This is a genomic window from Oceanisphaera profunda (assembly GCF_002157895.1).
Taxonomy (GTDB): Bacteria; Pseudomonadota; Gammaproteobacteria; order Enterobacterales; family Aeromonadaceae; genus Oceanimonas; species Oceanimonas profunda.
The window spans coordinates 838314-856471 of sequence record NZ_CP021377.1 but is presented as its reverse complement, the minus strand read 5'-3'; the positions used below and the strand labels follow the sequence as shown (position 1 = coordinate 856471).

Below are 18158 nucleotides of genomic sequence, written 5' to 3'. Positions count from 1 at the left end.
TTTACTGCTGATAATTCTTCAGGAAGCGGGCGAGGCGGCCGATGGCATCTTCTAATTCTTCAACGCGCGGCAAGGTCACGATGCGAATGTGATCCGGCGTTGGCCAGTTAAAGCCGGTGCCTTGTACTACCAGCATCTTTTCTTGCAGTAGTAAGTCGTAGACCATCTTTTGGTCGTCTTTAATGGCGTAGACTTTAGGATCCAAGCGCGGAAACATATAAATTGCGCCTTTGGGCTTTACACAAGACACACCCGGAATATCATTCAATAACTGCCACGCAAGATCTCGTTGCTGGCGCAATCGGCCACCAGGCAACACCAGCTCATTAATGCTCTGATAGCCGCCTAATGCCGCTTGAATGGAATGCTGCATGGGCACGTTGGCGCACAGGCGCATCGAGGACAGCATTTCTAAGCCTTCGATATAGCCTTTTGCCTGATGCTTAGGGCCACTGATCAGCATCCAACCTTGACGAAAGCCAGCGGCGCGGTAGCTTTTTGACAGGCCGTTAAAAGTGGCCACCAATACATCGTCACACAAGGTGCACACCGAATGGTGAGCCACATCGTCATAGAGGATCTTGTCGTAAATTTCGTCGGCAAAAATGATCAGTTTGTGTTGGCGGGCAATTTCTACTATTTCCAGCAAAAATTCACTGCCATATACGGCACCGGTCGGATTGTTGGGGTTAATCAGCACTATGCCTTTGGTGCGCGGGCCGATTTTAGACTTAATATCATCTAAATCCGGATACCAGTCCGCTTGCTCATCACATAAGTAATGCACGGCTTTACCGCCAGACAAGTTTACGGCGGCAGTCCACAGCGGGTAATCCGGAGAGGGCACTAAAATTTCATCACCGTTATTCAGCAGCGCTTGCATGGCCATGACGATCAGCTCAGATACGCCGTTGCCGATGTAGATATCTTCCAAGTCGACGGTGCGCAGCCCTTTCTGCTGATAGTACTGCATGATGGCTTTGCGGGCCGAAAACAACCCCTTGGACTCGCAGTAGCCTTGGCTAGTAGGCAGATTTACTATTACGTCTTTTAATAGCTCTTCTGGCGCATCAAAGCCAAAGGAGGCGGGGTTACCGATATTAAGCTTTAAAATACGATGGCCTTCGTCTTCTAAACGACGGGCTTCTTTGTGTACTGGGCCACGAATGTCATAGCAAACATTATCGAGCTTGTGAGATTTATCTACGGAATACATAAGTGTTCATGGCCTCAACATAGGCACCAGCTTGGCTGTCATCTCCGCTTTTTTCACGTTACTTTCTCGCTGCTGCTTTCTGACAGCAGAGTTTCTACAACAAGGGCGTGATCAAAGAAGAGCGAAAAATAAGCAGTAAGGGCTGGTTAATAAAATAAAGAGATATGAGCCCATGATGAGACTTTGTAGCCAAGATGAAAAGGGGTAAGCAGAGTATTGTGATGAAAAACAGCGCTAAGCCCCCAGCGCCGAGCGCCAAGCTCAACAAAAGACGGTGTTATGCTTGACATTCTCAGTTTTGAAGTTCAGTGCAGTGCTAGTGATGGGGTGGGCAGCGCAAACAAAAAAACATCGAATTTACGGCTCGATGTTTTTTGTGCGCAGAGCTAAATACTTATCTTTAGTGCTCAGTTTTATTTTTCAGCTCGGAGCCGGGCGCTGTGTTTAATCAAACAAGCCTAAGTTAGCTTTGGCGTAGGCTTCAAATTCGGTGTAGCCGCCAATGTGTGCTTGGTCGAGGAAGATTTGCGGCACGGTTTCTACTGGCTTACCCACGGTTTTTTCTAAATCGGCTTGAGAAATGCCTTCTGCATGAATATCGATATAACGAAACTCGAAGTCATCGCGCTGTGCGGTTAACTTTTCGGCCAGCTCTTTGGCACGCACACAAAAAGGACAACCAGGACGACCAAAAATAACTACAAACATACCTATCTCCTAACGAATTAATTGCACCCAGTTTAACAGGTGTGAATGTGGTGTGAAGCGTAAAGCGGACAAGCTAAGTGATAAGCAGGTAGTACCCACACACTAAACCGAGATCCTGATGTGCATTAGGAAGACGGCATAAACAATCACCCCGTCTTTTGTTGAGCTTGGTGCTCGCACTGCCCTTAAGGCTAGTCCTCTTCACCATTTACCCCTCACTCCTCTCCGGTTTTATTCAGATCTGATCACTATTTTTCCGACCTTTGTCCGTGCCTTCCGTGGCAAATAGGTTTTAGTCTTTAAAGATCTAAAGCGAGATCCTGACGTGCGTCAGGATGACGGCAGGGGGCTAGGTTTTGATTATTTGCTGTCATACCGGACTCGCTCCGGTATCTCGCTTTTATGTTTAAAGCCTAAAGATAAAAGCGAGATCCTGAGGTGCGTCAGGATGACGGCATAGGGATAAACACCGCTTCTTATTGAGCTTGGTGCTTAGCGCCGGGCGCTATACTTTATTTTACTCAGCACTCAGCACTCACCAGTCCCTAATCCCTAATCACTTTCTCCGTGAGCCACTCACGCTCAAAGCGCCGGGCTGGCCATTCGCCCACGCCGGCGGCGATGTCTTTTTCATGTTGGGGGCTAATAGATAAGCCATTTTGTAACAGCACAAACACTTTTTGCTGGCCGCTGTTGGTATCTAAAAATCCGGCCAAGTTTTGCACATGAGCAATGGTGCCGGTTTTCGCCTGAATTTTGCCTTTAAGGCTGGGGTCTTGCACGCTCTTGCGATACAACAAGGTGCCGCTTTCGCCACTCACCGGTAAGAGCGCCTTTAACCACTGAGCGCGCGGTTCATTGGCAATCACTAACAACACGGCTAGCAAGTCTTGGGCGCGCAGTAAATTGTGCGCCGATAACCCTGAACCGTCTGCAAGCCAGCTGGGGCCTAAGTCGAGATTGGCTTCTTTTAGTAGTATTTCGCGAACTGCTTGAGTGCCATTAGCGAAGCTACCGGGCTGGCGAAAATGTTCGGCACCGAGTGTGCGCAACAAGCTGTCTGCATACAGATTATCTGAGTGCTCTAAGATAGTGCGACTTAGCTCTTTTAAGGACGGCGATTGATGGCTGGCCACTGGCTGCCAATCCTGCGCGGCTAAGTGAGTGCTTGTTTGCACGAGAATACTGCTGTCTTTAATAGTGCCAGAAAGGCGAATGCCCGCTTGCCCCAGTGCCCAGCGGCTTAAATCTTTACCCCAAGCGTTCACATCTTGAATAGCAAAACGTAAGGGCCAGGGCTCTTTTCGCGGGCCAATACAGCCCGTAAGGCGATATTGGTTAGGCGGTGTCATCTCAACATCCAACGAGCAAAAGCTGCGTTTTTGCTCGGCACTGTTCACCACTTTAACCTCGGCACTGACCTTAACGGGCTGATGGGCGGGCACGGTGGCCCGCGCCGCTTGGCCAGTATTGGCATACAAGGCACCTTGCACGCAGTTGCGGTCTAAAATTAGCGCCGCTACGGGGGAGGTATAACACACGCTTAAGTCATTCCAAGACCAACCATTGCCTCGGTCGTAGCCGCTAAAACGCTGTTGATTAAGCAGCAGGTTACCGCTCACTTGCTTGACGCCGCTACGCTTAAGTAGGTCACGTAACTGCTCGCGTTTGAGGGTGGGGTCACCGACGAAGTCGACCAATAAATCACCCACTAAATGACCGTTATCAAGCACGCCACGATAATAGACTTGCGTTTGGTAGCGCCAATCTGGGCCCAATGCTAAGGCGCCCGCCAAAGTAGTCACTAACTTTTGCGTAGAAGCGGGTTTTAATAACAGCTCACTGTTGTGGCTGGCTTCAATGTTTCCCGTTTTAGCATCTGCCAGTATCCAGGCCGCTTGGCCATTGGCGGGGGCAGGTGAAACAGTGGCGTGCGCGGTATTAATCACCGCACTCACGCTGAGCAGCAAGGCCGAAAGGCCGACAATAGTTGAACGCATTAATGTCTCTTCGTTTTCAGTAATAAAATGATGGAAAATTAGGTTGAGCTTACTTTTATCGGGCTAATAATTACGCCTTACGCCTTACGCCTTACGCCTTACGCCTCACGCCTCACGCCTCACGCCTCACGCCTCACGCCTCACCCTCACGGCCTAAGACAAAGCATTCGCCAGTCGAAAGCGGCCTTGGTAATCAAACAGGGTTTCTTTAACACGCCAGCCTTTTTTATGTTTACGGGCTATTACAAAGTCTGGGTGGCGAAACTTTTCAGCCAGTGCCAGCACGTCGGCTAGGTTATTAAGCTCAGGCTCAAAGCCCGGCGCGGGCCAGTGGGGGCGTACAAATTCCAGATAAAAACGCCCTGTCTTGCCCTTAGCGTCAAAAGCATACCATTGCTGTAGCTCAGTGCCATCTTCATCGTAATAGGTGGCTTTGAGGGCTGGGCCAAATTTTCCGGAGCCCTCATCTAAGCTCATGCCGGCACAGCGTAAGATAAGCGCATCTTTCAGCGCCAGCGCTTCTTTAAGCTTCTTGTCGGGATCCACCAACACACAGCCGCAGTCGTGGCATTGGCGGGCGGCGATGTCATTTTCAGCCAAGCATTGCGGGCAAGATTTAAAGCGAAAACGATAACCGCAAGGCTCGCCTAATTCCTCTGGCTCGTCTGCATGAGAGAATAAACCCTGACAGCGACGGCCAAAGTGCTCCAGCACATTGCCTTGTTCGTCGGTTTTACCCCAAAAAATATTGGCAAAGCCACAAGCTGGGCACAGCACTTGCACCTGCGTGGTATCCGGATTGGGTCTGGGCTCGCCCACATCGGGGGCGAAAATGTCCATATTATTGCCCGCGTAATCCAAAACTAAACAGTTGGTTTTATCGGGGCTTAGGCGCAAGCCTCGACCAATGATTTGCTGATATAGCGCCACTGATTGGGTGGGGCGCAGCAGGGCAATCACATCCACGTGCGGCGCATCAAAGCCGGTAGTCAGCACAGACACGTTCACTAAAAACTTCAGCTCGCGGGCTTTAAAGCGGCGAATAATCTCATCGCGCTCAGGCCCTGGGGTATCGCCAGTGATCAGGGCGGTTTGCTTCGGCGGTAACAGCCCAGCTACTTCTGCCGCGTGGCGCACCGTGCTGGCAAACACCATCACGCCCACACGCTCCACTGCATAGTCTTGGATTTGCTGCACTATGTGTGGGGTAACTCTGGGTTGGCGCGCCAGCTCTTGTTCTAATGCTTGCTCAGTAAATAAGCCCTGTTCATAGAGCCTTGAAAAATCATAATGCACCACAGGTGCATCAACGATATCTGGCGGGCAAAGATAACCTTGTTTGATCATCAGCCGCAGCGGCAGCTCAAATAAGCAATGCTTAAAAAAACGCGGCTTACGGCTGCGCACAAAACCATGATAATGGGTTTGATAAATCCAGCCCATGCCTAAGCGATAGGGCGTCGCCGTTAGGCCCAGCACTTTGAGCTTAGGATTGGACTCGTGCAGATGATTCACCACTTGCAAGTATTGGCTGTCGTCATCATCGGATACCCGATGGCATTCATCGATGATAACTAAGCTAAATTGGCTAAAAGCCTCCAAGTTGCGCGCCACCGACTGCACAGAGCCAAACACCACCTGAGTGTGGGCCTCTTTTTTACCGAGGCCTGCCGAGAATATCGCCGCCTCTTTACCGTAGCTTTGATACTTAGCGTGGTTTTGCTCCACCAGCTCTTTCACGTGCGCCAAAACCAAGACACGGCCGCGGGCGAGGCGTGCCAACTCGGCAATCACCAAGCTCTTGCCCGCACCGGTAGGCAGCACTAATACGGCAGGGTCATCATGGCGGCGAAAGTAGGTGAGCGTGCGCTCCACCGCCTCTTGCTGATAAGGGCGCAGGGTAAACATAATCGACTTTAACGGTAAGCGAACAGAGCAGCAGTGTGCTAATAAAAAGCTAAGAAATCAAAAATAAAGGGCGTGAGGAGTGAAGCGTGAAGGGTGAGGGGGAAGAAAGACAGCCGTCAGCCAGAAGCTGAGAGCTGGAAGGTGAAAACGACAGCCATGGAATGGCCCGACTAAAGTAGACACCAGTTTAAGCAGCATTAAGTTGCTGCGCATATGCGTTGGGGGTTAATCCTCCCAGCGCAGTGTGTTGTCTTACTTTGTGGTAATACTGCGTGATGTAGAAGTGTATTTCTTCTGCCATCTCTTTACGAGTTAACAGCCCTAAACGACGGGTCCATTCCTTTTTCAGTAAAGCAAAAAAGCTTTCTGAACACGCATTATCCCAGCAGTTTCCCCGGCGAGACATGCTGATAGTCACTTTACGTTTATTCAACCACGTCATGGTCGCCATACAATGATATTGGCTGCCCTGGTCTGAGTGGAACATCAGCTCTCGGCCATCAGGCTTCTGCTTCTTCCAAGCCTGCTTTAAGGCCTTAATCACTAATTCAGCACTATTAACCGGCCCTTGAGCCTTGCCCACTACCTGTCTGGTAGCAAGATCGATTATCACCGCCAGATAGAGCCAGCCTTCTTCACAGCGTATTTGAGTTATATCTGACACCCAAACACGGTTCTCTTCTGCAACCGTAAACTGTCGGTTTAACAGATTCGGCGTCGCAGCGATGCCTGGCTTATGTTTACGATGCCCAGGCTTAGGCGCGACACAAGAACGGTAGCCCACACTCTGTAATAGGCGTTGCACTTGATTCTTACCACAAGCAAAGCCTTGGTCAACCGCTTCGCGCCACAATTTCCGATAACCCGCAATACCATGTTGCTGTTCAGCTTCAGCCAATAAAAAGGCGAGCAAACTGCGATGACGCTCCGCCTGAACCGAAGGCTCTCGTTGGCGCTGCTTCCAACAATAAAAACCCGCACGAGATACCTGGAGTACGCGACACATCACCAGTACCGTCCAGCTCATGCTGCGATACCGGTCGATGAAGGCAAATTTTATCGCCGTGTCTTGGTAGCGTACTCTTCCAGCTTTTTTAAGATATCGAGCTCCAGTTCAGCGCGCTCTAGCTTTTTCTTAAGACGCTTATTCTCTTGCTCTAACTGACGAAGGCTTTTATCTGGCCCTTCATTTTTAACGGGCTTATCCTGTTTCGAATCTGGTTTGTCCATTATCCACTCTCGACGCCAACGGCTTAATACGTTCGGATGCACCCCCAGCTCACTGGAGATGTCAGCTAATGTTTTAGGTGATGAAACAGAGAGTTTAACGGCTTCCCGCTTAAATTCATTACTAAATTTACGTTTGGTTCGGTATTGCATACACTTCCTCACTCTGAAGAAGTGTCTACTTATTCGGGGCCATTCCACCAGTATCTGATCGAAAGACCAAGGCATTTGATTGATAACAACTAAACCTAATGGCTTTAAGAGAGCGTGCTGCTGCCTTTTGTTAGGCTGTTATCAATAAAATTTTTTTCAGATTTGATCTCTATTTTTCCGTGGGTTTCGTGGATTCCGTTGCGATAGTCCTTAAGGTCTGTCTTCCCGCTTTGGTTCCTACCTCACTTTGCTTTAGAATAAGGTATCTTTAGCATCTATCTAAGAACTCTTTCTAAGAGCAACCGAGGCACATAACTTCATGATTATTAAACCCAAGGTTCGTGGCTTTATCTGTACCACTACCCATCCTGTTGGTTGTGCGGCGAACGTAGCCGAGCAAATTGCTTACGTAAAAGCCAATGGTAAACTGGAACATGGCCCTAAAAAGGTGCTGGTGATTGGCGCATCTACGGGCTACGGCTTGGCGTCACGCATTAATGCTGCTTTTGGCAGTGATGCGGCCACTATCGGCGTGTTTTTTGAAAAAGCGGCCACCGAGAAAAAAACCGCCTCTGCCGGTTGGTACAATTCTGCCGCCTTTGATAAAGCCGCCAAGGCCGAAGGTTTGTATTCAAAAAGCATCAACGGTGACGCCTTCTCTAATGCCTGCCGTGAGCAAGTAATAGAGTTGATCAAGCAAGACTTGGGTCAAATTGACTTAGTGGTCTATTCGTTGGCCTCACCGGTGCGCAAAATGCCCGACACCGGCGAAGTAGTACGCTCTGCGTTGAAGCCGATTGGCGAGGTGTATAAGTCTACTGCCCTCGATACCAATAAAGATGTGTTGATTGAAGCGGAAGTTGAGCCGGCCAACGAGCAAGAAATTGCCGACACCATTCAAGTGATGGGCGGACAAGATTGGGAATTATGGATGAATGCGCTGGCGGATGCAGGCGTATTGGCGGACGGCGCTAAGTCGGTGGCGTATTCCTATATCGGCACCAGCTTAACTTGGCCTATTTACTGGCACGGAACTTTGGGTAAAGCCAAAGAAGACTTAGATCGCGCCGCGCAGGCTATTGATGCCAAGCTGAAAGCTCATGGCGGTAATGCCCACGTAGCCGTGCTGAAGTCTGTGGTAACCCAAGCCTCTGCGGCCATTCCGGTAATGCCTTTGTATATCTCCATGGCCTTTAAGGTGATGAAAGAGCAGGGCATTCACGAAGGCTGTATCGAGCAAATTCAGCGCTTATTTACCACTCAGTTGTATGGTGAGCAGCCAGCGCAGTTGGATGAAGAAAATCGTCTGCGTTTGGATGACTGGGAATTGCGTGATGCGGTACAAGATGCTTGTCGCGAAATTTGGACTCAAGTTCAAGACGACAATATTTATCAGTTAACTGATTATCAGGGTTATAAAGATGAATTTTTGCGTTTGTTCGGCTTTGGTCTAACTGGCGTTGATTACGAAGCAGACGTAGACCCACAAGTGAATTTTGAAGTGATTGAACTGGCGTAAACGCAGTTAAATCACAGTAGTAAAAAGCCCAGTCGTGTTATGCGACTGGGCTTTTTTTAATGGTATTTAGGTTTGTTGTTTAGCGTGGCTCTACTTAACTATTTTGCCTCACGCCTCACGCCTCACGCCTCACAAGCCCGCACACAGCACTTGGTTTCTACCCGCATGCTTGGCCGCATATAAGGCCTCGTCCGCTTGGCGTAACCATTGTTGGCTGCTGGCCGTTTGCTTATGCAAGGTCGCTAGTCCTAAGCTGACGGTATAACTCACATTCGCATTGTGACTGCGGACCTCGGCTTGGGCGATGGTTTGGCGCAATCGCTCAGCAATTACACAGGCGCCTTCAAGGCTAGTTTCCGGCAAAATAATGGCAAATTCTTCGCCGCCGTAGCGACCTAAATGATCCGTACTGCGCAGGCAAGCGCGCATGGTCTCGGCGAGGTGGCGAATAACGTCATCCCCCACCTGATGACCATATTGATCGTTGACGCGTTTGAAGTTGTCGATATCGAGCATGATCAGGGTGCAATCATGACCGTAGCGCCGAAAGCGCTCAAATTCGCTATTGAGATGGCTTTCCCAGGCGCCACGATTAAGCAACTTGGTTAAGTTGTCGGTCTTACTTAAACAATTAAGCTGAGCATTCGCTTGTTCTAGCTCAATGCGGCTACAGGCCACATCGGTGACATCGTACACCATCAAAGAAACGCGTTTTATGCTGCCATCGGGCTCAGCGAGCGGGCTAATAGTCACGTTTTGATACATGTAAGGTGAAGTGCCGGTAATGGGGCGGCTACTGCCAAAGCGAAAGAGATAAGGGCGCAACTCCCAAGAGGTAAAGGCGCGGGTATTAAGCATCACTACCGTGTCTATTTTTCGTTTTAGCCAAGTTGCGGGTAATTCAGGAAACAGTAAGAAAATATTCTGCTCCCGTACCGCCGTTGACGTAAGTCCGCTGTGGTTTTCCATAAAGCCATTCCACAGCTGTACTTTAAATTCTAAATCTAATACGACTAGGCCAATTTCCACTGACTCGAGCATGTCGACCAGAAAATGAAAGGCGTGGGCATCCTGTGTTGCGAGGGGCATGACTTACTCCATCAGACTTATTCCAGTAAATAAGACAATCGTTGCTCTAGGCGCGTGACTGAATCTTCTGTCAGCAAAACCAGCAGATTACAATTAATGTTTTGTTGTTCAAGCTCATAGGGAATTTCAATACATAACAACTGCTCTGTCTGTTGCCGATGATGAGCAAGTAAGCCTTCAATATGTTGAGGGCGGGACAATAGATGGGGTTGACCTAAGCCAAAGCAAATATCTAATTGCTGGCCTAAACCTTTAATAAAAGCGCTGAACAGAATGTTCGACATGTCGAGTAACACTTCGATCTCGGGGCAGAGCAAGTCTCATCTTCATAGTGCAGCAATTTGGCCATTTGCTCGCTGTTGGTGTCGGTAAATAACAGCAAGGCTTCACCAGACACCCCCGCACCCACAAAACCCTGACACACGGCGGCATAGTCGGTATTGCCTTCAATGGCAGAAATCGCCATATTGAGCTCGCTGCGCGCAATCAAAGCCACTTTAGGAATGGGCTGATGAATAAAAACTTGTAGTAGTTGAGCCAGTAAGTTTGAAGCCTGCCCCATGGCAATGTTGGCCATCTCTTGCAGATACTCAAACAAGGTGACGGCGTCGTCTAACTCTTGGTTAGCGGGTGCGGGAAGGTTGTGGGAAACAGGCGCTGCGCCATGAGGGCGGTATAGGCCGTATTCAGTTAAGAGCTGTGCTAACTCAGACTTAACGATGGGTTTGTTAATAAAGCCAATGGCACCGAGCGCGCGTACTTTGTGTTGAGCTTCTGGCTGAATGTCACCGGAAACAACCACGGTAATAACGGATAATCCCTGTTTTTTAATTTCATTGAGCACGCCATAGCCGTCGAGCTCTGGCATATTCAAGTCAAGAAATAACACATCGGCGCCATAATGCTGTAAGAAAGCCAATGCCTGTTTGCCATCTTCGGCAAAGTGCAGCTGTACCGGCCAATCGGCGGGCAAGGTACTGGCCATTTGTTTACGGGCCACCAAAGAGTCATCACAAATTAAAATATGGGTTTTCATACCACGTTAATACCTGATTGTTTGCGAGTGATAAGCGGTTACAAGGTCTGTTTAGCGCATAAGAGTATTCAATCACAGTTAGTGTTCAGTTAACAGGAAACAAACGAAACCCTTTTTAGAATAAAGAGCGTGTAAACTTAGCGTAAAGCCTCTCGTTAAGTGTCGATATAATATATGTGACTAAAGCCTATCTTAGGGCTTAATTAGTCGCTTAAAATACAGATCTAGCTAAAGGTGATAACCCTTGGCTTTTGTACGAGGCAAGGATGCGCTTAGCCTTCATAAATCACAGTGAGTGCACTTGAAGTCGTCTCTCTTTGAGCCGTCTCGCTTTAAGTAGCCTCACTACAATTGGCTGAAAAAATGAATAAACGCTTTTCTCTGGGGCGCTGGATGCCAGGTTTAATGACGCTGTTAGGTTACCAAAGAGCCTGGTTGATGGCGGATGTACGGGCTGGGGTGTCGGTAGCCGCCGTGGGCTTGCCCGTGGCTATTGCCTATGCCGAGCTAACGGGCGTGGGTGCCGAGGCGGGCTTGTATTCCAGTATTTTACCCATGATTGCCTATGCTATTTTTGGCTCCTCACGCCAGTTAATCGTCGGGCCCGATGCGGCGACCTGTGCGGTGATTGCTGCCGTGGTGACGCCACTGGCGCTGGGCGATCCTACTCGACATTGGCAATTGGTGATGACCATGACCGCCATGACCGGCGTATGGTGCCTCATTGCCAGCCGACTAAGGTTGGGTGTGCTGGCGGATTTTTTATCCAGCCCCATCTTAATGGGCTTACTGAACGGCGTGGCCATCACCATTATTGTGGGCCAGCTGTCGAGCGTATTTGGCTTTACCTATCACGAGCAAGGCTTGGTAGAGCGGGTATTAGCGGCGCCCAATTATGTGTCAGAAGTGCACCTGATTACGCTAGGCTTTAGTTTACTGACCTTGCTGGTGATGCTGGTGGGTAAACGGCTTAACCCCTTGTGGCCTACTTCTTTACTGGCATTAGCAGTCACGGCAACTGTGCTCTGGGCATTAGGGGCTCGGGTGCAAGACGTGGCCGTGATTGGCACCTTAAGTGGTCGTTTCCCAGATTTTCAAATTCCTGAATTTCCGCCAGGGCTGATCCGCGAGCTGGTATTGCCGGCGCTCAACCTGGCCATGATAAGTTTTGTGTCTTTAATGCTTACCGCGCGCAGTTTTGCCGCGCGCAATGGCTATGACATAGACGCAGATGCGGAGTTTCGCGCCCTTGGCATTGCTAATATTGCCTCTGCCGTCTCCCAAGGTTTTGCGGTGAGTGGTGCAGGCTCGCGCACTGCGGTGAATGACGCCAATGGCGGTAAAACCCAGATGGTGTCGTTAGTGGCCGCCTTGGCTACCGCCGCGGTGACTTTTTATTTGTACTCACCCTTGCAATATATACCTACCGCCGCACTGGGCGTGATACTGATTTTAGCCTCACTGTCGATGACGGATTTTCGCAGCATTTGGGCACTGCGCCATTCGGACAGCTCGGCCTTTTGGCTGGCTTGGGTCACCTTTTTCAGCGTGTTGTTAGTGGGTGTTATTCCTGGCATTGCTTTGGCGGTGTTACTGGGCTTATTTCAGTTTTTACGCAACGTCATGCGCCCCACAGAGCAGTTAATGGGCATGAATGACGAAGGGGTGGTGCATACTTTAGGTCATAACGAAGAAGTGAAAGCCATTACCGGCGTGTTAATTTATCGTTTTAACTCGCCGCTCACCTACTTTAATGCCGCCTATTTTAAGCGCCGGGTATTGGTGTTGCTGGCCAGTGAAAAGAAGCCAGCTAAGTGCCTGATCATTGATGCGGTATCCTGTTTTACTCATCAAGATATCAGCGTGATGACCATGGTGGGTGAGCTGCATAAAGAGCTGAAACGCAGCGGCATTCATATGGTGATGGCAGGAAGGCGTGGGCAAATGACGCTCTGGCTAAAGCAAGCAGGGATCCGCGTCGGCGAAGAGGGCATCTTAGTGTATCCCGATGTATACCAAGCACTGCGCATGACCAGTTGCTATTGGGATGAAGAGCCGGAGACTATTACCTTAGAATCAGAGGCCAACGACATCGCCGAAGATGAGCGCCTGCAAGCGCTTGCCCAGCTGGAATTATCGGTGTTGTCGCCCAGTGCACGAGAGTCACAGCTTGCAGAGCGAGAGGCCGCCACTGAGATAAGTGAGCCGGTTGCAGAGCTGTCTTTGCCGCCAAGCTTTCTGCAGACAAACCTTTTGCAGACCAACTTTTTGCAGACCAACAAGCTGCAGCCCAGAGTATTGGAAAAAAGTATGCAGCCTCAGCCGGAGGTTGCGCCCTTATTAGATCTTAAGCTGGGATCGAAAGAGCGTAAGCAATATGCGCAAGAGCGATCCCAAGCGGCCTTAAACGTTCATTTAGAAACCGGCGTTACCCAAGCGACCTCGGGCGCGGCGCAAGCTGAGCTTAAGTTCCCTTTGTTGGAGCCCAAAGCCGGCGAGAGCATTATTCAACTTGAAGCGCACATGAATGATGCCACCCGCACTGGCTCTCGCTTTGATTTAGGAGCTAAAAAATGAGCTGGCGACAACGTTTATTATGGCTGCCACCGCCAGTCATCACCGGACTCGCCGCCTTAATGATGTGGTTAACAAGTACCAAGCTTGCGGGCGGTGGGGTAAGTGAGATTGAGTTGGCGGGTAGTGGCATAGCAGGGCAGCCGTGGCTGTTTTTAATGTCGATAGCAGTGGGAATAGCAGGTTTGCTACTGATGTTGATCTCGGCATTCACCTTGCGCCGCGCTCACACCACGCTTTTGCCCTTTGCGCCAGAACGCGCCACCGCCTTGGTCACCCAAGGGGTATTTAGCTACAGCCGTAACCCTATTTATGTGGGCGACCTTATGTTGTTGCTGGCATGGGCGATCTGGCTCGGCAACGTCATTAATGTGCTGTGGCTGGCCTTGTTTGTACTGTATATGAGCAAGGTGCAAATTGCCGCCGAAGAGCAGGCGCTGCAGACAAAGTTTGGCCTTGCCTACCAGCAATATTGCCAGCGGGTACGCCGCTGGTTATAAGCGCTAGCGCTTGTGACTCGCTGCTCGCCGCTTTACACTTGGCCTTTTTATTTTCGGGAGAGATAACCCCATGAGTGACGCGCCTTATACCTCTGGAACAGCCTCAGGGCAGCCTTCAGGCCAAAACTCAGAGCAGGCTCAAGACAATCTGACTCGCCTTAATAAATTTATCAGTGAAACGGGTATTTGTTCGCGTCGAGAAGCGGATCGATTGATTGATCAAGGGCGAGTTAAGGTAAACGGCGTGGTGGCGGGCATGGGTGTTAAGGTCAGCCTTGCCGATGATGTGCGGGTAAACAATAAGCCGCTGCGTGCCAAACCGGCGCCGGTGTATTTGGTGTATAACAAGCCAATTGGCATTACCTGCACTACGGATCCTGAGATCCCAGAAAATATCGTGGATGCAGTGGGCTATAAAAAGTCGCGCATCTTCCCTATCGGTCGACTCGACAAGCCTTCTAGCGGCTTAATTTTACTGACCAACGATGGCGACATAGTGAATAAGATCTTGCGCGCTGGTAATGCCCATGAAAAAGAATACATAGTGTCCATGGATAAGCCCATTACTGACCGTTTTGTGGCGGACATGGGCGCGGGCGTGCCGATACTCGATACCATCACTAAGCCGTGTAAAGTGCGAAAAATTGGCCATAACACCATTAATATTATTTTGACTCAGGGCTTAAATCGTCAAATTCGCCGCATGGCCGATTACCTCGACTTTAGCGTGACCAGCCTCAAACGAGTGCGGATCATGAATATCGAACTCGGTGAGCTTAAACCCGGTCAGTGGCGCTATGTGACAGAGTCGGAGTTGGCGCTGATCAACGCCATGATTGGTGACTCAAGCAGTACCGAAGAAGCCTCACAGCTTGAACAACCCAAGGCGGCCCGCAGTGGCCCGCGCATTAAAGACTTAACCCCTGAACAAACTGCAGCTCATGCTCAGGCCAAACCCAGTGCCAACCGCAGAACCCGTGCGCGTTCAGCCAGTGCCAGCCATGCCGCTGCTAATGCCAAACCTAAAGGGTCCGGAAAGCCGCGCCCTGCCAATACTGGCGCTAAACCTGAAGCTAAAACCGGTGCAAAAAATGGCGGCTCGCGTACTCAGGCTACGGGCAAAGGCCGCGCATCCAGCAAAGGCTCCTTGCCACAAAGCAATCGCGGCAAGCGTTAAAGAGCGTGAAGGGCGTGAAGGGCGAGAGGTAAAGAGTGAAGGGAACGATAAATGGCCGAGACGGTGTTTATCTTTAGGCCGTCTTCCTGATGACCATCAGGATCTTGGTTTTATTTTTAGGTATTAAACACACAAGCGAGATACCGGGGCGAGCCCGGTAAGACAGCTAAGGATCCAGAGCCAATAAGCGGCAGTATTTCGGGCTAGCTCTACGCTTGTGCAGCCCTTAACTCTATGCAGATTTAATCAAATGAAAATGCTTCTTGCCGCGGCGCAGGATCAAATATTGCTCTTGGAGTGGCGCTAGCTGTTCCGTATCCGCAGTAATCAAGCTGCCATTCACCGTAATGGCGCTGTTCGCAATCAGCTCTCGGGCGTGACGTAAGGAGCTGGCCAGTGTGCTGTCTACCAGCAGTTGGCTAAGAGGTGGCAGTTTAATGTCAGTGATGACAGTTAATGGCATGCCGTCTTGCTCAAGCTGGGCCAATTCGCTCAGCGTTAACGCATTAAACTTTCCGGTGAAGAGTGCCTCACTAATACGCTGAGCGGCCGCTAATGCCGCCTCGCCATGCACTAAAGCAGTGAGCTCTTCTGCTAATAAGCGCTGGGCTTGGGGTTTGCCTGTCGCCTGTATGTCCGCAGCTTCAATGGCGGCAATCTCGGCCACAGTACGCAAGCTGTAAAAGCGTAAAAACTGATATACGTCGGCATCGGCGGTATTGAGCCAAAATTGATAAAAGGCATAAGGTGAAGTTTTAGTGGCATCTAGCCAAACAGTGCCAGTTTCGGTTTTACCAAACTTGGTACCGTCGCTTTTAGTGATCAAGGGCAGCGTTAAGCCAAATACCTGCTGTTGATTAAGCCGGCGCGTGAGATCAATGCCGCTGGTAATATTGCCCCATTGATCGTTGCCGCCAATTTGCAGCGTGCAGTTTTGGCTGCGGTTGAGCTCGGCAAAGTCGTAAGACTGCAATAAAGAGTAAGCAAACTCGGTAAAAGATAAGCCTTGGTCGGGCCGCGCTAAGCGCTGCTTCACCGAGTCTTTGGCGATCATGGCGTTCACCGAAAAGTGTTTACCGATATCGCGCAAGAAGCTAAATAAGTCGAGCTTATTCATCCAGTCCGCATTATCGAGCAGCTGAACTGCATCCTGCTCGCCGAGATCTGTATTAATGCTCTCTATGGTTACCCCCAGCAAGGGCGCAATTTGGCTCTGCAACTCACTTACCCAACTTTGTACTTGCGCCGTGTCGTTAAGGTTGCGCTCGCTGGCCTTAAAACTGGGGTCGCCTATCATGCCGGTGGCACCGCCCACCAGCGCGATGACTTTATGGCCCGCTTCTTTAAAGCGGCGCAACATAAGCAGCGGCACTAAGTGGCCGATATGCAAACTGCCCGCCGTAGGATCAAAGCCGCAATACAACACTCGTGGTGCTTGATTCAGATGTTGATGCAGTATGTCAGCGTTAGAGAGTTGTGCTATTAAGCCGCGCTCGGTCAGCTCCGCTAATAAGGCATTGGGCGCAGTTAAGTTAGGCGTAGTGAAGTCTGTCATCATCAACTCTTCGAATAATTTAAAGTCTTATGCTCACTTAAGTCACCCCTGCTTGCCTATGTCCCTTTAGGGATAGTTTTCGGTATAATGTCAGCACCAAGCACCAAGCATAAAATAAAGCCGAACCTGATTACCCACAAAGATCAGCCATGTTTCAGTGAGTTAAGCATCAATTAATTCAATAGGTTACAGTGAGCTGCCCGCCTATTCGGTAATGAATATGAGGCTCAGTTTGGTATTTTGACCTTGTAGGGGCCAATTTATTCGGCCCGGTTTGGTGTTTTGGTCTAAATCTAAACCTCAGTAACAGCCAGCCAAAGCTGGCCAGCCGAATAAATTGGCTGCTACAAAGAACAAACCAAAACAACGCGCATCATGGCTGAAGTTCATACGTAATCAGGTAATGTTATGTTGATCTTTTAGTGGATTTCGCGGCTTTCGTTGCAAAGAGGGCTCAGGTTTGATGTTTATCTGAGCGCTATTACTCAAGGTCTCTTATGTCGATAGGCAATGAAAATAAGCAGCAGGCGTTGGCTGAGGCTATCGAGGCCATAGGCTCAGTTGCCTTTGCTCGGCGCTTGGCTAAGCTGGTGAGTTCTTATGTCGATAGCGATTGCTGTATAATCTTGAGCTATCAAGCAGCGGGCTCGGCGGTGTATTTGTATGATAATTTGGCGGATAGGCGGGAGCTGCTATTTAGTGAGTATTTAAATGGCATTTATGCCCAAGACCCTTTCTATCGCGCACTGCGCCACGGCTTAAATGACGGTGTCTATTCGCTGAGTGCCGTTATGCAGCAACAGGGCGTGAATGACCCCGATTATATGGCTGATTTTTATCAGGCAACGGGCTGGCAGCAAGAGCTTGGCATAGTATTAGCACTCAACGAGCAGCAATGGCTAACGCTGTTTTTAGGCCGCTTAACCGCCACTCCTTTTAGCGGCGCTGAACAGCAGGAGCTACGCCAGCTCCTGCCTATTCTCAGTGCCTTGTGTCGTCAGCACTGGCCCAAGGGTACAGAAACGTTAGCTCAAAGCCCGGCGCAAAGGTCGATTGTTGATGCGCCTGTACCGCCGAGCTTAGCTCGCCTTAATACCACTGTTCCTAACACCACCTCTCCTAATACCACGGCATCGATGCGGGTACGCGTTGAGCAAGCCTTAATCAGCTTTGGTCAATCACGGCTAACACCACGGGAGCAACAGGTGGCGATGCTATTGGTACAGGGCCAAGATAACGCCGCCATCGCGCAGCAATTAGGTATCGGCGAGGGCACGGTGAAAAATCATCGCAAGCATTTGTACGCCAAGCTGGCCATAGATAGCCAAGCCGCGCTGTTCGCCCGCTTTATGAATCATCTAATTACTTATGACTCAGCGCCGAGCACCAAGCGCCCAGCTCAACATCCAGCCGGTAAAAAGTGTGGATTAGTTTTTTAGCTCGGCGCTTGGATCTAGGCGCTGGGCGCTATTTTTCTGTATACTGCACTCCATTCT

General features: G+C 50.0%; 13 protein-coding genes and 1 pseudogene. 5 read left to right on the top strand and 9 right to left on the bottom strand.

The features are described 5' to 3' along the window. Position 1: 1 nt before the first annotated feature. The 5 genes from CBP31_RS03735 to CBP31_RS03715 all read right to left on the bottom strand — a co-directional run bounded on the left by CBP31_RS03735 (position 2) and on the right by CBP31_RS03715 (position 7212). Positions 2-1216: a pyridoxal phosphate-dependent aminotransferase gene (locus CBP31_RS03735; protein WP_087034931.1), complete on the bottom strand. Its 1215-nt coding sequence runs from the start codon at positions 1214-1216 to the stop codon at positions 2-4. Positions 1217-1660: 444 nt separating this feature from the next. Continuing rightward, the gene (locus CBP31_RS03730; protein ID WP_087034930.1) at positions 1661-1924 is read right to left on the bottom strand and encodes a GrxA family glutaredoxin; all 264 of its coding nucleotides are present in this window, start codon (positions 1922-1924) and stop codon (positions 1661-1663) included. Positions 1925-2469: 545 nt separating this feature from the next. Beyond that, positions 2470-3924: a D-alanyl-D-alanine carboxypeptidase/D-alanyl-D-alanine endopeptidase gene (dacB, locus tag CBP31_RS03725; protein ID WP_087034929.1), complete on the bottom strand. Its 1455-nt coding sequence runs from the start codon at positions 3922-3924 to the stop codon at positions 2470-2472. Positions 3925-4077: 153 nt separating this feature from the next. Beyond that, complete coding sequence (locus CBP31_RS03720) at positions 4078-5832, bottom strand: DEAD/DEAH box helicase (RefSeq protein ID WP_087034928.1); 1755 nt, start codon at positions 5830-5832, stop codon at positions 4078-4080. A gap of 187 nt (positions 5833-6019) precedes the next feature. After that, positions 6020-7212, bottom strand: a protein-coding gene (locus CBP31_RS03715; RefSeq protein WP_087034927.1) for an IS3 family transposase whose coding sequence is annotated in 2 segments (ribosomal slippage) — positions 6020-6915 and positions 6915-7212 — 1194 coding nt in all. Because the reading frame shifts where the segments join, the coding sequence is not laid out codon by codon here. Between the two features lie 319 nt (positions 7213-7531). Between CBP31_RS03715 and fabV the strand changes: the two genes are divergently transcribed. Continuing rightward, a complete protein-coding gene (gene fabV, locus CBP31_RS03710) occupies positions 7532-8731 on the top strand; it encodes an enoyl-ACP reductase FabV (protein ID WP_087034926.1) in 1200 nt (399 codons plus the stop codon). A 129-nt stretch (positions 8732-8860) separates the two neighbouring features. Here fabV and CBP31_RS03705 read toward each other — a convergent pair whose 3' ends face one another. The 3 genes from CBP31_RS03705 to CBP31_RS03700 are packed head-to-tail and all read right to left on the bottom strand — an operon-like array spanning position 8861 to position 10856. Then, on the bottom strand, positions 8861-9820 hold the full coding sequence (locus CBP31_RS03705; RefSeq protein WP_087034925.1) for a GGDEF domain-containing protein: 960 nt from the start codon (positions 9818-9820) through the stop codon (positions 8861-8863). A 17-nt stretch (positions 9821-9837) separates the two neighbouring features. Next, positions 9838-10104, bottom strand: a complete 267-nt coding sequence (locus CBP31_RS15680) for a hypothetical protein (protein ID WP_227875128.1) — start codon at positions 10102-10104, stop codon at positions 9838-9840. Continuing rightward, positions 10065-10856 (bottom strand): response regulator, encoded by a 792-nt coding sequence (locus tag CBP31_RS03700; protein WP_227875127.1) that lies wholly within the window; start codon positions 10854-10856, stop codon positions 10065-10067. The genes CBP31_RS15680 and CBP31_RS03700 overlap by 40 nt, the downstream gene beginning before the upstream one ends. A 363-nt stretch (positions 10857-11219) precedes the next feature. Here CBP31_RS03700 and CBP31_RS03695 point away from each other — a divergent pair. From CBP31_RS03695 to CBP31_RS03685, 3 genes and pseudogenes are all read left to right on the top strand, one after another. Further along, positions 11220-13022: pseudogene (locus CBP31_RS03695) on the top strand (SulP family inorganic anion transporter); the annotation flags it as partial. Positions 13023-13429: 407 nt separating this feature from the next. Then, on the top strand, positions 13430-13930 hold the full coding sequence (locus CBP31_RS03690) for a methyltransferase family protein (protein ID WP_087034923.1): 501 nt from the start codon (positions 13430-13432) through the stop codon (positions 13928-13930). Positions 13931-14000: 70 nt separating this feature from the next. Next, positions 14001-15107 (top strand): pseudouridine synthase, encoded by a 1107-nt coding sequence (locus CBP31_RS03685; protein WP_087034922.1) that lies wholly within the window; start codon positions 14001-14003, stop codon positions 15105-15107. 232 nt (positions 15108-15339) lie between these two features. Here the strand turns inward: CBP31_RS03685 and tyrS are convergent, their stop codons facing one another. Then, a complete protein-coding gene (gene tyrS, locus CBP31_RS03680) occupies positions 15340-16665 on the bottom strand; it encodes a tyrosine--tRNA ligase (protein ID WP_227875126.1) in 1326 nt (441 codons plus the stop codon). A gap of 494 nt (positions 16666-17159) precedes the next feature. On the opposite strand from tyrS, the gene CBP31_RS03675 reads away from it, so the two are divergent. Further along, positions 17160-18101: a helix-turn-helix transcriptional regulator gene (locus tag CBP31_RS03675; RefSeq protein WP_087034920.1), complete on the top strand. Its 942-nt coding sequence runs from the start codon at positions 17160-17162 to the stop codon at positions 18099-18101. Positions 18102-18158: the final 57 nt, after the last annotated feature.

Bases quoted from the DNA above. Each gene is read 5' to 3' on its own strand.
- CBP31_RS03735 (WP_087034931.1), bottom strand. From the start codon at position 1,216: ATGTATTCCGTAGATAAATCTCACAAGCTCGATAATGTTTGCTATGAC.
- CBP31_RS03730 (WP_087034930.1), bottom strand. From the start codon at position 1,924: ATGTTTGTAGTTATTTTTGGTCGTCCTGGTTGTCCTTTTTGTGTGCGT.
- dacB (WP_087034929.1), bottom strand. From the start codon at position 3,924: ATGCGTTCAACTATTGTCGGCCTTTCGGCCTTGCTGCTCAGCGTGAGT.
- CBP31_RS03720 (WP_087034928.1), bottom strand. From the start codon at position 5,832: ATGTTTACCCTGCGCCCTTATCAGCAAGAGGCGGTGGAGCGCACGCTC.
- fabV (WP_087034926.1), top strand. From the start codon at position 7,532: ATGATTATTAAACCCAAGGTTCGTGGCTTTATCTGTACCACTACCCAT.
- CBP31_RS03705 (WP_087034925.1), bottom strand. From the start codon at position 9,820: ATGCCCCTCGCAACACAGGATGCCCACGCCTTTCATTTTCTGGTCGAC.
- CBP31_RS15680 (WP_227875128.1), bottom strand. From the start codon at position 10,104: ATGTCGAACATTCTGTTCAGCGCTTTTATTAAAGGTTTAGGCCAGCAA.
- CBP31_RS03700 (WP_227875127.1), bottom strand. From the start codon at position 10,856: ATGAAAACCCATATTTTAATTTGTGATGACTCTTTGGTGGCCCGTAAA.
- CBP31_RS03690 (WP_087034923.1), top strand. From the start codon at position 13,430: ATGAGCTGGCGACAACGTTTATTATGGCTGCCACCGCCAGTCATCACC.
- CBP31_RS03685 (WP_087034922.1), top strand. From the start codon at position 14,001: ATGAGTGACGCGCCTTATACCTCTGGAACAGCCTCAGGGCAGCCTTCA.
- tyrS (WP_227875126.1), bottom strand. From the start codon at position 16,665: ATGATGACAGACTTCACTACGCCTAACTTAACTGCGCCCAATGCCTTA.
- CBP31_RS03675 (WP_087034920.1), top strand. From the start codon at position 17,160: ATGTCGATAGGCAATGAAAATAAGCAGCAGGCGTTGGCTGAGGCTATC.